The sequence below is a fragment of the Micromonospora nigra genome, assembly GCF_900091585.1.
Lineage (GTDB): Bacteria > Actinomycetota > Actinomycetes > Mycobacteriales > Micromonosporaceae > Micromonospora > Micromonospora nigra.
Genome location: NZ_FMHT01000003.1, coordinates 3845969 through 3859456, shown reverse-complemented (window position 1 = coordinate 3859456; position 13488 = coordinate 3845969). Strand labels below are relative to the sequence as shown.

The 13488-nt window shown below is 74.9% G+C and carries 16 protein-coding genes; 4 read left to right on the top strand and 12 right to left on the bottom strand.

Features of this window, described 5'->3' with window-relative positions; all coding sequences use genetic code 11:
• Nucleotides 1-6 precede the first annotated feature (6 nt).
• Nucleotides 7-2199, bottom strand: a complete 2193-nt coding sequence (locus tag GA0070616_RS16705) for a diguanylate cyclase (RefSeq protein ID WP_175440106.1) — start codon at nt 2197-2199, stop codon at nt 7-9.
• Nucleotides 2200-2312: 113 nt separating this feature from the next.
• Between GA0070616_RS16705 and GA0070616_RS16700 the strand changes: the two genes are divergently transcribed.
• Nucleotides 2313-2951, top strand: a complete 639-nt coding sequence (locus tag GA0070616_RS16700; protein WP_245712808.1) for a 5-formyltetrahydrofolate cyclo-ligase — start codon at nt 2313-2315, stop codon at nt 2949-2951.
• A gap of 62 nt (nt 2952-3013) precedes the next feature.
• The gene (locus GA0070616_RS16695) at nt 3014-3412 is read left to right on the top strand and encodes an FmdB family zinc ribbon protein (RefSeq protein WP_091083115.1); all 399 of its coding nucleotides are present in this window, start codon (nt 3014-3016) and stop codon (nt 3410-3412) included.
• Between the two features lie 39 nt (nt 3413-3451).
• Here GA0070616_RS16695 and GA0070616_RS28200 read toward each other — a convergent pair whose 3' ends face one another.
• The gene (locus GA0070616_RS28200; RefSeq protein WP_175440105.1) at nt 3452-3625 is read right to left on the bottom strand and encodes a hypothetical protein; all 174 of its coding nucleotides are present in this window, start codon (nt 3623-3625) and stop codon (nt 3452-3454) included.
• A 387-nt stretch (nt 3626-4012) separates the two neighbouring features.
• On the opposite strand from GA0070616_RS28200, the gene GA0070616_RS29460 reads away from it, so the two are divergent.
• Nucleotides 4013-4177 carry a hypothetical protein gene (locus tag GA0070616_RS29460; RefSeq protein ID WP_425412954.1) on the top strand — a complete coding sequence of 55 codons (165 nt, stop codon included), beginning with the start codon at nt 4013-4015 and terminating at the stop codon, nt 4175-4177.
• 73 nt (nt 4178-4250) lie between these two features.
• Here GA0070616_RS29460 and GA0070616_RS16685 read toward each other — a convergent pair whose 3' ends face one another.
• Nucleotides 4251-4733, bottom strand: coding sequence for a DUF2231 domain-containing protein (locus GA0070616_RS16685; RefSeq protein WP_091090957.1), 483 nt, complete (start codon nt 4731-4733; stop codon nt 4251-4253).
• Nucleotides 4734-4943: 210 nt separating this feature from the next.
• Here GA0070616_RS16685 and GA0070616_RS16680 point away from each other — a divergent pair, with 210 nt between their 5' ends.
• On the top strand, nt 4944-5804 hold the full coding sequence (locus tag GA0070616_RS16680; RefSeq protein WP_091083109.1) for an oxygenase MpaB family protein: 861 nt from the start codon (nt 4944-4946) through the stop codon (nt 5802-5804).
• Between the two features lie 50 nt (nt 5805-5854).
• Here GA0070616_RS16680 and GA0070616_RS16675 read toward each other — a convergent pair whose 3' ends face one another.
• From GA0070616_RS16675 to GA0070616_RS16635, 9 genes are all read right to left on the bottom strand, one after another.
• Nucleotides 5855-6697, bottom strand: a complete 843-nt coding sequence (locus GA0070616_RS16675; protein ID WP_175440272.1) for a RecB family exonuclease — start codon at nt 6695-6697, stop codon at nt 5855-5857.
• Between the two features lie 141 nt (nt 6698-6838).
• Nucleotides 6839-7453, bottom strand: coding sequence for a MarC family protein (locus tag GA0070616_RS16670; protein WP_091083101.1), 615 nt, complete (start codon nt 7451-7453; stop codon nt 6839-6841).
• Nucleotides 7454-7493: 40 nt separating this feature from the next.
• On the bottom strand, nt 7494-8357 hold the full coding sequence (locus GA0070616_RS16665; protein ID WP_091083098.1) for a PHP domain-containing protein: 864 nt from the start codon (nt 8355-8357) through the stop codon (nt 7494-7496).
• 218 nt (nt 8358-8575) lie between these two features.
• Nucleotides 8576-9763: a hypothetical protein gene (locus GA0070616_RS16655; protein WP_139128930.1), complete on the bottom strand. Its 1188-nt coding sequence runs from the start codon at nt 9761-9763 to the stop codon at nt 8576-8578.
• A 56-nt stretch (nt 9764-9819) separates the two neighbouring features.
• On the bottom strand, nt 9820-10656 hold the full coding sequence (locus GA0070616_RS28890) for a SigE family RNA polymerase sigma factor (protein ID WP_245712807.1): 837 nt from the start codon (nt 10654-10656) through the stop codon (nt 9820-9822).
• A gap of 102 nt (nt 10657-10758) precedes the next feature.
• The gene (locus GA0070616_RS16645; protein WP_091083089.1) at nt 10759-11634 is read right to left on the bottom strand and encodes a PH domain-containing protein; all 876 of its coding nucleotides are present in this window, start codon (nt 11632-11634) and stop codon (nt 10759-10761) included.
• A gap of 6 nt (nt 11635-11640) precedes the next feature.
• On the bottom strand, nt 11641-11799 hold the full coding sequence (locus GA0070616_RS28195) for a hypothetical protein (protein ID WP_165942702.1): 159 nt from the start codon (nt 11797-11799) through the stop codon (nt 11641-11643).
• A gap of 115 nt (nt 11800-11914) precedes the next feature.
• Nucleotides 11915-12601: a DUF6758 family protein gene (locus GA0070616_RS16640; RefSeq protein ID WP_342672275.1), complete on the bottom strand. Its 687-nt coding sequence runs from the start codon at nt 12599-12601 to the stop codon at nt 11915-11917.
• 138 nt (nt 12602-12739) lie between these two features.
• Nucleotides 12740-13363, bottom strand: coding sequence for a TrmH family RNA methyltransferase (locus tag GA0070616_RS16635; protein WP_091083086.1), 624 nt, complete (start codon nt 13361-13363; stop codon nt 12740-12742).
• Nucleotides 13364-13488 lie beyond the last annotated feature (125 nt).

Here is a 13488-nt window from a genome sequence, read left to right as displayed (position 1 = left end):
GCGAGACTATCGGCCACGGCTCTGCCGCGGCGGGTGAGGACCGGAAGACGCGCCGCCGGTGGTGGGCGTTCCACCGGCCCGGGGCAGCCCGTCGTCGGGGCTGTGCGCCCCCGTCGGCAGCGGGATCTCGCGGGTCGGCGGTGCGGCGCTGACGGCGGCGACCCGCCAGGTGTCCCGGCCGCCCGCCTTGGCGGCGTAGAGGGCCTCGTCGGCGGCCTCCAGCACCTGCCCACCGGTGGTGGCGTGGTCCGGGTAGACGGCGATGCCGATGGAGACGGTGATGGGCACGGCGAGTCGGGCGTCCGCGTGCCCCTCGACGGGTACGGGCGTGCCGCGGACCGCCGCGCCGAGGCGTTCCGCGACGGTGGCCGCCCCCCGGGCGTCGGTCTCCGGCAGCAGCACCACGAACTCCTCGCCGCCCTGCCGGAACGCGAGGTCGACCTCGCGGATCTCGCCGCGTACCCGGCGGGCGAACTCGGCCAGCACGGCGTCGCCGGCCGCGTGGCCGTAGCTGTCGTTGACCTGCTTGAAGCGGTCCAGGTCGAGCGCCAGGACGCTGAGCATCCGGCCGAACCGGCTCGCCCGTTCCACCTCCCGACGAAGGGACTCGCGCAGGTAGCGGTAGTTCCACAGCCCGGTCAGCGGGTCGGTCAGCGACAGCCGCTGCGCCTCCTCGTGCATCCGGACGTTGTCCACCGCCACGGCCGCGTGCCCGGCGAAGGTGCGCAGGGTGACGAGGTCGTCGTCGTCGAACTCGTCCGCCCCGAGCCGGTCGTACAGCGCCAGCACGCCCAGCGCCCCCCCGCCGCAGCCGTCGGGCGCAACGTCGGGACGTCGCCCGGTCGGCTCCGGGTCCGCCGGTCCGCCCGGCTCGCCGCCGCGACCCGCCGGGTCGTCACCGGGCGCGGCGAACGGCACCGCGATGTACGTCCGGCAGGTCGGCTCGCCCACCGGGACGGAGGACGCCTCCACCCGCCCCCGGCGGGGCTGCCCGGTGGTGGCGACCACCCCGACCACGCCGCTGCCCAGCGGCACCCGGACCGGCCCGTCCGGCGTCGGCCGGTCGTCCAGCCCCTCGGTGCAGCGGGCGACCAGCGTCCCCGCGTCGTCGGTGAGCAGCACCGCACCGGCCCGCGCGCCGGTCGCCGCGATCGCGCTGTGCAGGATCACCCGCAGGATGCGTTGCAGGTCGTGGGTGCTGGCCAGGGTGTCACCGAGCACCGCGAGATGGCCCCGTAGCTGGTCGCGACTGCTGGTCAGCGCCGCCACGTAACTGCCGGTCTCCCGGGTCATCCGGTTGAAGGCCCCGGCGAGCCGACCGATCTCGTCGTGGGTGCGCACCGGGACGCGGGGCGTCAGGTCACCGCCGGCCACCCGGTCCACGGCGGCGGCCAGTTCCACCAGCGGTCGGGTGGTCACCCGGGCCAGCCGCCAGGCGACGGCGACCGCCGCCAGGGCGGCGAGCAGCACCAGCGTGACCAGTGTGGCGTGCAGGCCCGGCGGCTGGCCGCTGGGCACCGACAGCACCAACGGCAGTGGCTGCCCCTCAACCGGGCCGGCGAGGCGGACGTACCGGCCGTCGTCGGTCTCGGTGACGCGCTCGCCGCGCAGGGTGCCGGCGGCGGCCAGTACGGCCTCGCGCGCCCCGGTCGCCTCGGTGGTGTGGGCGACCCGGGCGGGCGTCCCGGCGGGGTCGAGGAGGGTGACCGCCACCCCCGTCACCGCCGCGAGACGGGCCACGAAGGCCGGATCGACCGGCTGCGCGACGACGACGCCACCCAGCGCGGTGCCGGCGGTGTCGCGCAGCTCCACCCGGACGGTGAGCGCCCCCACCGGTTCGCCGGTCCGCCCGGCCGCCGCGCAGTCCCGCCAGGGCGCGGGCGGGGGGTCCGGGGTGGCGTGCACGGCCCGCCCGGTGGGGTCGGTGACCAGCACGGCGGCGGCGAGCCCCCGGCTGACCACCTGACCGGCGGCCCTGGCCGGGTCATCGGCGAGGGCCACCGCGTCGGCGGCGGCGCGGAGCTGTTGGCAGAGGGCGTCGACCGAGGTGCGTACGGCGCCGGCGGCGACGGCGAGACGTTCGGTGGCGCGGCCACGGTCGATGGCGGCGACGGTGGCGGCGATGAAGATCGCGCCGAGCAGCACCGGGCCGAGCACCACAGCCAGGAAGGCTGCGGTCAACCGCCCGCGTAGCGTCAACGCTTTCCCCCCGGAAGTTGCGCGACCGATGCCTGCGATGCTGACACAGCGCGACCACGAGACAGGCGTTGCGTGAGGAGTGTTGCGTGCCGGAATTTGCGGAAGAAGCAGAAGTGACCGCTGATGCGAAGCGGGCCGTGCGGGTCGCGGTGCTCGCCCGCCGCCGGGCCTCGACCGCCGACCAGCGGGCGACGGCGGCGGCGCGCGTCCAGGCCGAGCTGGTGGCCCTGGTACGCCGGCTGCGCCCGCGCCTGGTCGCGGCGTACGTGCCGGTCGGCACCGAGCCCGGCGGACCGGACCTGCCGGGGGTGCTGGCCGGGGCGCTGCCGGCAGGGGCGCGGCTGCTGCTTCCGGTGCTGCGCGACGACCTCGACCTGGACTGGGGGGCGTGGACGGGCCCCGAGAACCTCGTCGCGGCGGGGCGGGGCATGCGCGAACCGGCCGGGCCACGCCTGGGGATGACCGCGGTGGCCGGGGCGGAGCTGGTCGTGGTGCCGGCGGTGGCGGTGGACCGGCGCGGGCTGCGCCTGGGTCGGGGCGGCGGCTCCTACGACCGGGCCCTGGTGAGGGTGCCGGCCGACACCCTCACCGTGGTTCCCCTGCACGACGGCGAACTGGTCGACCGTCTTCCCGCCGCGCCGCACGACCGTGCCGTACGCGCGGTGGTCACCCCCACCGACGGCCTGCGTACGCTGAACGGGAAGCCGGGTGTCGTGCCCCACACGTCCGCTGGACGAACCGGGGGGCAATGACGCACCATTGGCACTCGAATACGTCGAGTGCCAAACCGGCCGCGTCCGATCCGGAGGAGAACGTGCCCACGTACCAGTACGCCTGCACCGCGTGCGGCAACCAGCTCGAGGCGGTGCAGTCCTTCTCCGACGATCCGCTGACCGAGTGCCCGGCGTGCGAGGGGCGACTGCGGAAGGTGTTCAACTCCGTCGGCGTCGTCTTCAAGGGCTCCGGCTTCTACCGCACCGACTCCCGTTCCTCCGGTTCCGAGAACGGCGGCAAGGGCAACGGCGCGAAGCCCGCGAAGTCCGACGCCCCGTCCGGCGGGGACTCCGGCTCGTCGTCCTCGTCCTCGGCCTCGTCCGGTTCGTCGGGTGGCTCGGGTGGTGGCTCGACGTCGAGCGGTTCGGGGTCGGGCGGATCCGGGTCGGGCTCGGGCGGCGGGGCGGCCAAGGCACCGGCGGCCGCCAGCAGCTCCTGAGGCACGCCGGCCGCCAGCAGTTCCACAGGCACCCGGCGGTCAGCCCCAGTGGGGCGGACGTTCGGCCAGCAGCCAGTCGTCGTTGCCGTCGACGCGTTCACCCCAGCCACGGTCGGTGTCGTCTGCGGTCTGCTCGGGCAGCACCACGAAATCGTCGCTCAGGTCGACCGTGCGGTCGTCGTCGCCGCGCGCCCCGGGATCCTCGGTCCTCACGATCGGCAAGGTTAGCGCAGCCCACCCGGCGCCCCGGACATTGTCGCGCCGACTCCACCCGCTCGCCGATACCACCCGCTGCGGGACCGGGCACGATCAACGGCGGCTCGGCGCGGCGGTCGCGTACCGCCGGCCGGGCGACGCCCCCGGTTGGTAGCGTCGGACGGCGTGACGACCCCCCGACCCGAACCGGCCCCCGACGACCCGTGGCGCCGGCCCGGCTCCGACGCGGACGGGCCGCACGTCACGGGATCCCCGGACCGGGCTCCGGGTTCCGGGTTCCACCCCACAGCCACCGGCAGCCCACCCGACGGTCCCCGCGGTGGGTCCGGAGGCTACGGCGGCCCACCGGCCAGTGTTCCGCCGCCGGCCGGCTGGCGTCCGCCGGTGCACGTGCAGGTCCCCCCGCCCCGCCGGCTGCCGGCTCAGGACATGGACGCGCTCGACGCCGACGAGCAGCGGGCCCAGCGGCTCACCTGGAGCGTCGGCGCGGTCGCCGGCGTCGTACTGCTGGGGCTGCTCTGCCTACTCTGCACCCGGGTCGTCTTCTGACCAGACGGCCGACAACGGCCGACACGTGCACGCGCCCGCGACGGGCGGCCCGGCCAGGCGGCCGAACGGCGGTTCACCAGGTGTTGCCCCAGGCCGCGTCGGCTCCGGAGTGCCCGGTCAGGTAGAGGTGGACCAGCGTGACGACCCCCAGCACGACGATCACCACGCCCAGCACGGGGACGACCCACCGGGGCAGCGCCGGCACCCGGGCGTGCCCACTGGTCGCCACCAGGAGCAGTGCGACCACCACCGCGAGCGGCACGGTGTAGAGGAACAGGGCGTCGCCGTAACGCTGGTGCTCGGCGAGCTTGTCGAGGATCTCGCCGGAGAAACCGCGCTCGATCTGCCGCCGGTGGAGGGCCTCGCCGGACTGCACCGCCACCCACGTGGTCAGCGGCGCGACCACCACCAACGCCGCCACCGCCCAGTCGAGGCGCCTGCGGAACCGGGGCAGCACTGCGTACGCCACGGCGAGGACGACGAGCAGCGGCACGAACACCACTGCGGCGTGGATCACCAGGACGTGCATCGGTAGGCCCAACACCTGTTCGAACATCGCCATCTCCGGGGGTAGTCGCGGGTCGCGGAGGTGCCAGCGTACGGCGAACCGGCCTCCCCGCCCAGAGTCGTCATCCGGCTACCCGCAGCACGGGTGGGCACGGTTCAGGCGACGCCGGCCGGTCCCGCCGCCGCGCGGTCGACCGTCGGGACAGCCGCAGGCCACGCAGGCCGGGCAGACCCGCCGCGGGCGTGGCACGCTTGGGCGGTGGAATCCGACGACCTCGGCCTCTTCGGTCCCGGATCGGTCACGTGGAAACTGCACGAGGAGCCGATCCTGATCGTCGCCGGCCTGCGCTCGCTCTACCTCCAGGCGCTGCACCCCCGGGCCATGGCGGGGGTGGCGCAGAACAGCAACTACCGAACGGACGCCTGGGGCCGGCTGGTGCGCACCGCCACCTACGTGGGCACCACCGTCTACGGCACCACCGCCGAGGCGGAGGCAGCAGGGAGCCGGCTGCGCCGGCTGCACGCCCGGATGACCGCTGTCGATCCCGCCACCGGGGAGCGGTTCCGCGTCGACGAACCCGACCTGCTCCGGTGGGTGCACGTCACCGAGGTGGAATCGTTCCTGGACACCGCCCGCCGGGCCGGCCTGTCGCTGACCGACGACGAGGTGGACCGCTACTACGGCGAGCAGCGCCGTGCCGCCGCCCTGGTCGGTCTCGACCCGGACAGCGTGCCGGGCACCGCCGCCGAGGTGGCGACCTACTACGGCAGCGTACGACCCGAACTGCGGATGACCCGCGAGGCCGCCGAGACGGCACTGTTCCTGACCGCTCCGCCGCTGCCGTGGAAGCTCAGCCTGCCAGCCAGGGTGGGGCTCAACCTGGGGCCGCCCCGGTGGGCGTACCTGGGCATCGCCGGGACCGCCCTCGCGCTGCTGCCGGCCTGGGCCCGGCGGCTCTACGGAGGGCTCGGCCTACCCACGACCGCGCTGTCCGCCGACCTGACCGTCCGCACGCTGCGGCTCGCTCTGGCCGCCGTGCCCCGCCGCTACCGGGAGGGGCCGATGCAGCAGGCCGCGAAGGAGCGGGCGGCCCGTCTCACCGGCACGGTCGCCGGTTGAACCGGTCACCCCTCCGGGCCTGACCCCTTCCCGCGTCCCGAACGAGCGCGTCAGCCCTCGCCGGCCGCCGGCTCCGCCAACCGCTCGACGGCCGCCCACGGCTCCTTGCCCGGGGCCTGCGCGCCGGCCGGGCAGGCGCGCCGGTAGTCGCACCAGCCGCAGCGCGGGCCGGGCGCGGTCGGGAAGGCCGCGTCCGGGTCCGCGCCGTCGGCGACCTCCCGCTCCGCGGCCATGATGTCGCGGGCCGCGCCCTCCGCGCGGGACAGGTGGCGGGCCAGCGAGTCGGTGGTGTGGTCGTGCCCGGCGACCGTGCCCGTGGGGAGGTGGTGCAGCTCGACCCGCCGGCAGGGCCGGCGGAAGACCCGCTCCGCCGCGTACGCGTACAGGGCCAGCGCCTGAGAGCCGCGCGCGTCGTCCGCGTCCAACCCGGTGCGGCCGGTCTTGTAGTCGACGATGACCAGCTCGGAGCCCTGCTCACCCGGGCGGGAGTCGATCCGGTCGGTGCGGCCGTTGAACGCCAGCACCCCCGTCTTCACCGCGACCACCCGCTCCACGCCGACGGGTTCGTCGGCCGGGTCGAGCCCGTCGACGTACGCCTCCAGCCAGCCCAGCGCCCGCCGGTACGCGGCGCGCTCCTGCTCGTCGTCGCGGTAGCCCTCGCGGACCCAGGTGCCCTTGAGCAGGGTGGGCAGCACCTCCGGGCGCCGGCGGTCGACGGGCAGCGCATACCAGTTCTTCAGGGCGGTGTGCACGCTCGCACCGAGCGAGTTGTGTGCCCACGGCGGGCCCTTGGGCGGCGCGGGCCGGTCGACGTACGCGTAGCGGTAGCGGCGGGGGCAGTCTTCGAACGCGCCCAGCTTGCTGGGGGTGCAGACGAACAGCCGCTCGGGCATGCCCTCGAAGCCGAGCTGCTCGGGCTGGGCGTCGCGGGGCCGGGGCGCCCGGCCGCCCGCCGCGGAGTTCCGGCCGGGTGGGGAGGGTCGTCGCACGCCTGAAGATCCTGCCATCCACCCCCGACAGTGTCGCGCAGGCGGTCAGGTCGTCGTGGCGTACTGGGTCACGAACGCGGCGACAGCGTCGGCGATGAGCTGCACGGCGATGGCCGCCAGCAGCAGGCCGGCGATCCGGGTGAGCACCTCGATGCCGCCGGGGCGCAGCACCTTCACGATGCCGCCCGAGTAGCGCAGCACGACCCACACCGTGAGCATCACGGCGACGATGGCGGCGGCGATGGCGACGTACTCCGCCGCGCCGTCGGCCTGCTGCACGAAGAGCATGGTGGCCACGATCGCGCCCGGCCCGGCCAGCAGCGGGGTGCCCAGCGGCACCAGGGCGATGTTGGAGGTGGTCTGGTGGCTCGGGTCGTCGGCCTTGCCGGTCAGCAGTTCCAGTGCGACGAGGACGAGCAGCAACCCGCCGGCGGCCTGCAACGCCGGCAGGTCGACGTGCAGGTAGTCGAGCAGCGTCTGGCCGGCCACCGCGAAGATCACGATGACGCCCAGCGCCAGCGCCACCGCCTGCCAGGCGGCCCGGTTACGGTCCCGGGCGGCCAGCGGACCGGTGAGCGCGAGGAAGATCGGCATCATGCCCGGCGGGTCGACGATGACCAGCAGGGTCACGAAGACCTCGCCGAAGAGCTTGAGATCCACCCGGACAACGTAGCCGCGCCGGCTGCGGCGGAAACTCGGATCAGCCGGAAGCGACCTCGGTCACTCCGGACGCCTCGGCGACGATCCGTTCGTACGCTTCCGGGGCGGTGGTGCAGGCGCCCAGCCGGACGGTCTTGTGCGTGCCGTGGAAGTCCGACGAGCCGGTGACCAGCAGGCCCAGCTCGTCGGCCAGGGCCCTCACGTGCGCCCGCTCGGCCGGCGAATGGTCCTCGTGGTCGGCTTCGAGTCCGGCCAGTCCGACCTCGGCCAGCTCGGCGATCAGCCGGTCGGGCACGATCCGGCCCCGCCGGGTGGCCCGGGGGTGGGCGAACACCGGCACCCCACCGGCGGCCCGGATCAGCCGCACCGCCCGGAACACGTCGATGTCCTCCTTGGGCAGCCGGTACCGCTCCCCCAGCCAGTCCCGCCCGAACGCCTCCGTCGTGGTGGTCACCAGTCCGGCGCGGATCAGCGCCTGCGCGATGTGCGGGCGTCCCACCGTCCCGCCGGCCGCGCCGGCCAGGATCTCCGGCCAGCTGACGTCGACCCCGTCGGCGCGCAGCAACGCCACGGTCCGCTCGCCCCGTTCCTCCCGCGCCGCCCGTACCCGGGCCAGCTCCGCGACGAGGTCGGGGTGGTCCGGATCGAAGAGGTACGCCAGCAGGTGCAGCGGCACGGCCGGCTGTTCGCCGTACCACCGGCAGGAGATCTCCGCGCCGCGGACCAGGCGCAGCCCGCGCGGCAACGCCCGCAGCGCCGGCTCCCAACCCGCGGTGGTGTCGTGGTCGGTGATCGCCACGACGTCGAGCCCGGTGCGGGCGGCCGCGCGCACCAGTTCCTCGGGGCTGAGGGTGCCGTCGCTGGCCGTGGAGTGGGTGTGCAGGTCGATGCGCGGCGAGGTCACCGCCCGACGCTACCGGTTGCTCGTCCTGCTCGGCACGCGCTCGCTGCTCGCGGCGGGTCAACCCGCCCGTGGCCACGCCGCCGGGCGACCTGCCACCCGTGGCCGTGCCGCCACCAGGCCCCGCGCTGCCCGTGGACCGGCGGCCTGGCCGGGTGGTGCGATCAGCCCGACCTGCCGCCGCCGGGCCGGGTGCCACCCGTGGGTCACGTCGCTGCGGGTCAGCTGCCCGTGACGACGACCGGCCGGGTGCCCGACGGCAGCCCGGCCACCGGCGTGGTCCTGGCGGTCGCTCCGGCGAGCGGCTCGACCCGGACGAGCCGGCCGTCGGGGTCCGGGTAGAACACCGCGTCGTCGGAGGTCCAGGCCGCGGTACCGGCCACCGGCGGCAATGCGGTTCGCGCCGACGCCGGGTCGTCGAGGTCGACCAGGAGGGCCGCGGCCTGCCCGTTCGAGGTGCCGTCGACCAGGGCCCACCGTCCGTCCGGCGAGACCGCGCCCCGCCCGGCGGTGCCCAGCCCGGCGACGCAGCCGATCCGGGTGGCCGCCAGGCTCCGGGCCGGGTCGAGCAGGGCGAGACAGGGGCGGGCCCCGGCCTGCTGGGCGACCACCCGCCCGTCGGGCAGTGCGCCGACGACGGCGACGGCGGACCGGTCGACCGCCGGTCGCGGCGCACCGGCGTCGGGACGCCACAGCGCCAGACCGGACCGGCCCCGGTCGAGGCGGACCAGGACGGCCTCACCCACCACGAGGACCGGGTCGGCGGTGGCGGGTACGGCCGTCCGCACCGAATCGGTCAGTTGCCCCCGCAGCACGGCTGCGGTGACCAGTTCCGCGCCCTGTCGCCAGGCGACCCGGTGGCCCGCCCGGTCGACGACGATCTCGTCCGCACCGGCCAGCAGCACCTCGGCCGCGCCACCGGGGGCGATCCGCCAGAGGAACCGGCCGGCCGCCGTCCGGGGGCCCACCGCCAGCCAGCCCGCCCCGTCGGGCAACCGTTGCGCCCGCTCGACCGGGCCGACCCCGGTCAGGGTGACCCGGCGGCCCTGCGCGGTGGCGATCACCGCGCCCACGACCAGGTCGACCTCGGCGACGGCCGGGACGGTGTCCGGGCCCACGGGCCGGGCCGTCGACGCCGTGGGGGCCGGCCAGACCGGCCGGTCCGGGTCGCCGACCACCACGACCGGGGGCGTGTTCCGTCCGGGTTCCCGGTGCAGTTGCGCCACCCCGGTGCTGACCAGCACGGTGGCCACGGCGGCCAGCGCGACCCCGGCCACGGCCCGGCGGCGCTGGACGGCGCGCGCTCGGCGGAGCACCACACCGGCCGGGTCGGCGGCGAGCGGTCGCGGCACGGCGACCCGGTCGGCGAGGGTTCGCCGGAGGGCACGTTCCAACGGGGTCTGCGGCACGTCGAATGGACGTTCCGGGTCCGGCTTCCGGTTGTCGCCTGCACCGGCCGAGGTGTTCATCGGCCCGGCCCGGGGCCGTCGGGCGCACTCCGGACACCGGCGGGGACCAGTTCGCCGGCCCCGGGCGGGTCCGCCGGCCGCGCGTCGGGGGCGGGCCGGACCGGCGCTGCGTCGGCCTCGGCACGACCGTCCACCGAGCCACAACCGTCGGCCAGAGCACGGCCGTCGGCCGGAGCACGGTCGTCCGTCCGGGCGGCGGACCCGGTCGCGGACCCGCCGCCCGGCAGGGGCGGGCCTGCCGCAGCGGGTGTCCGGGGTACGGCGGGAGCGGTCCGGCGACCGCCGCCGGGACCGGGGCGCGGCGCGGGCGGCGGCTCCGCCACCGGCAGGTCGACGGAGGCGTCTGCACCCAGCCGCTGTCGCAGGGTGGTGAGGGCGCGGGAGGTCTGGCTCTTGACGGTGCCCGGTGCGATGTCGAGCAGCGCGGCGGTCTGCGCCTCGGACATGTCCTCGTAGTAGCGCAGGACCAGCACCGCCCGCTGCCGGGCCGGGAGCGCACGAAGGTGGCGCCACAGCAGGTCACGATCGAGCTGGTGCTCGATCTCGTCGACACCGGCCCGTTCGGGCAGCACCTCTGTGGGGCGTTCACCGTGCCAGCGCCGCCGCCACCAACTGGTCGACGTGTTGACCATGACCCGGCGGGCGTACGGTTCGACAGCTTCGATGCCGCCGAGCCGCTTCCAGGCCAGGTACGTCTTGGTCAACGCGGTCTGCACCAGGTCCTCGGCGGTGGCCCAGTCCCCGGCCAACAGGTACGCCGTACGCAGCAGGGCACCGGAGCGGGCCGCGACGAAATCCCGGAACTCCTCCTCCAGAGGATCCCTGCCCGTCACCCGCCACCTCCGAACCCCGGCCTGCTGGCAGCCTGCCACGACCGACGAGCGCGGTCGATTGGCGAAAGGTGCGCGATCGCTCCGATGTTCGGTCGAAAACCTTCAGGCCCCGTCGTCGGCCTTGGCCTCGTCGGCTTCCTTGCCCAGCCGCGCCTCGACCGCCTGCGGCTCGTACATCTCCTCGACGACGCGCAGGTAGAGCTCGTTCGGGTTGGGCAGGTTCTTGATCTCGCGGAGCGCCTGTTCCTGGCCGGCGGACTCCAGCACGAATGTCCCGTAGTTGAGGGCGCGGCCGGTCGGCGTCTGCTCGTACTTCATGTCGGTGACGCGGACCAGCGGCATCATGGCCACCCGGCGGGTGATGATCCCGTTGACCACCATGACCCGCTTGTTGGTCAGGATGAACCGGTCGTACCACCAGTCGGCGACCCTCCAGGCCACCCAGCCCATCACCGCGAACCAGGCGAGCACGGCGATGGTGGTGAGGGCACCCACGTCCTGGCCGGCGAGGAAGCCGGACAGGTAGCCGAGCACGAAGGTCGCGGCGATGCCGACGAGGATCGGAGTGGACAGGTGGATCCAGTGTCGTTTCCACTCGCCCCGGTACCGCTCCGTGGGGAACAGGTAGCGGGCCACCAGGGAACTCGGTTCGTCCTCCAGGGGCAGTACCCGGCGGGGGGCCATGCCGGCGGCGTCGGCGCGCAGCCCGGCCAGCTCGTCTTCCGAGATCTGCGGCGGCTGGTAACCCGCCTCGGGATCACGGACCCAGGTTCTGCCGGACCGACCCTGACCTGCGTAGCCGGGGCCGTCACCGTAGCCGGCGTCGTCCGAGAGGGACGGACCGTCGGACAACCCCGGACCGGAGCCGTAGCCCGGGCCGTCGTCGGGGCCGATCCTGGGGATCGGCTCCGTGTCGCGCTCGCGCCGCTCCCGGTCGGGGTCGTCCGGGTCGAAGGGGGGGCCGGAGGGGCTTCCCATCGGCGGCTAGGCGACGAGACTGGTGAAGAAGTCGCCGAAGCCCTGTGCGATGTCCACGATGCCGCCGCCCAGAGACTTGAACACATCCGCCGCCGAGTTTGGCCGATAGGCGACGAAGAAGATCAAGAAAGCGATTCCGGCCCAGGTGAGGACCTTCTTGACCATGGCGGGCCATCCTCTCGCGCGGCGCCGGGTCCCATTACCGCAGCGGCACCCAGAGTATCAGTGTGGTGTCGTACAGTGAAGATCTGCGTCCGTTCCCCGACAATCCGGTGGCGTGTCAAGCCTTCCCGTGCAAGTACGGGGACGGTGCGCCGTACACGAGTTCGGACGGCGTCCACTCGGTCAGGTCGTGAAGTTCCACATCCTCCGCGAGCAGATGCCCCGCACCCGCCGGCCAGGCTATCGCATGTAGCCACATTCCCCGAGCCTCACCGGCGTACGCGCTTCGATCTGTCAGCGAACTCACCAACCACAGTGGAGTGGGGTGACCGGCCGCCCGGACCCCCGCCCGACCGACGTGGCCCGGGTGTCCGGGGCCCGGATCGTCCAGCGCCTCGGCGAGTTGCGGGCCCGGATCGGGGCCCGCCACCCCGGCGAGGCGGCTGCCCAGCCCCACGCCCGGTTCCTCGGCCACGAAGACCAGGTCGGCGGGCCCACCGCTCAGCGGCTCCGGGCCGGCGCAGGAGAGCGCGGTGGCCCGCACCCCCGTGTGGTCGTCCCCCGCCCACGCCACTCCGGTCAGGGTCCAACCGGGCGGCAGCGGCCACGGGCACCACAACGGCGCGACCGGCCGGCGGGGGGGATCCGCCCCGGCGGTGATCCGGTCGACCACGCTGGCCACGATGTCCGCGCCGATGTTCTCGGGCACGTGCAGCGGGGCCACCGGCCCGCAGTCGGGGCAGCGCGACTCGGAGTGCATCAGGTCCGGCGGCCGCACCGGACCGCCACATCTCGGACAACTCACCGCGACACTCACTACTCCACCGTCACCCCACACCAGCGGCACGTCAAGCGGAGCGCGCAGATCGGCGGCAGGCGAAATGTCGGTCGGGTGCCGCTCGGCGTCGACCGACCCTGGGGCGGTGCCGAGCGACACGGGCCCTCAGGGCGGTGGTGGCCCGGCGTGGGCGCGGATCCAGGCGTGCATGGCGATCCCGCTGGCCACACCGGCGTTGATCGACCGCGTCGAGCCGTACTGGGCGATGGAGAACAGCTGCGCGCAGGCGGCGCGGGCCGGGTCCGACAGGCCGGGCCCCTCCTGCCCGAACAGCAGGACGCAGCGGCGCGGCACGGTGGTGGTCTCCAGCGGCCGGGAGCCCGGCAGATTGTCGATGCCGACCACGGGCAGGTCGAGCCCCGCCGCCCAGACGACGAAATCCTCGATGCTCTCGTGGTGCCGCACGTGCTGGTAGCGATCGGTCACCATGGCACCCCGCCGGTTCCACCTGCGGCGACCCACGATGTGCACCTCGGCGGCGAGGAAGGCGTTCGCGTTGCGGACGACCGTGCCGATGTTGAAGTCGTGCTGCCAGTTCTCGATCGCCACGTGGAAGTCGTGTCGACGCAGGTCCAGGTCGGCCACCACCGCCTCCCGGCGCCAGTAGCGGTAGCGGTCCACCACGTTGCGGCGATCGCCCTGCGCGAGCAGGTCGGGGTCGTACCGCGGGTCGTCCGGCGGGTCGCCGGGCCACGGTCCCACGCCGACGTCGAGCTGCTCACCGGTCACGGACTCGCAGGGTACGCGGCCACACCGGGCCACCGGAGCGCGGCCGGCGACAGCGCCGCGAACTGGTGCCCAGCCGAGGGCCGGGAAGCACGGGCGAGGGCCGGGAAGCACGGGCGAGGGCCGGG

Excerpts from the sequence above, each read along its gene's own strand:
- GA0070616_RS16685 (WP_091090957.1), bottom strand. The coding sequence starts at position 4,733 with ATGTTCGAACAGGTGTTGGGCCTACCGATGCACGTCCTGGTGATCCAC.
- GA0070616_RS16675 (WP_175440272.1), bottom strand. The coding sequence starts at position 6,697 with ATGCCCGAGCGGCTGTTCGTCTGCACCCCCAGCAAGCTGGGCGCGTTC.
- GA0070616_RS28195 (WP_165942702.1), bottom strand. The coding sequence starts at position 11,799 with ATGGTCAAGAAGGTCCTCACCTGGGCCGGAATCGCTTTCTTGATCTTC.
- GA0070616_RS16645 (WP_091083089.1), bottom strand. The coding sequence starts at position 11,634 with ATGGGAAGCCCCTCCGGCCCCCCCTTCGACCCGGACGACCCCGACCGG.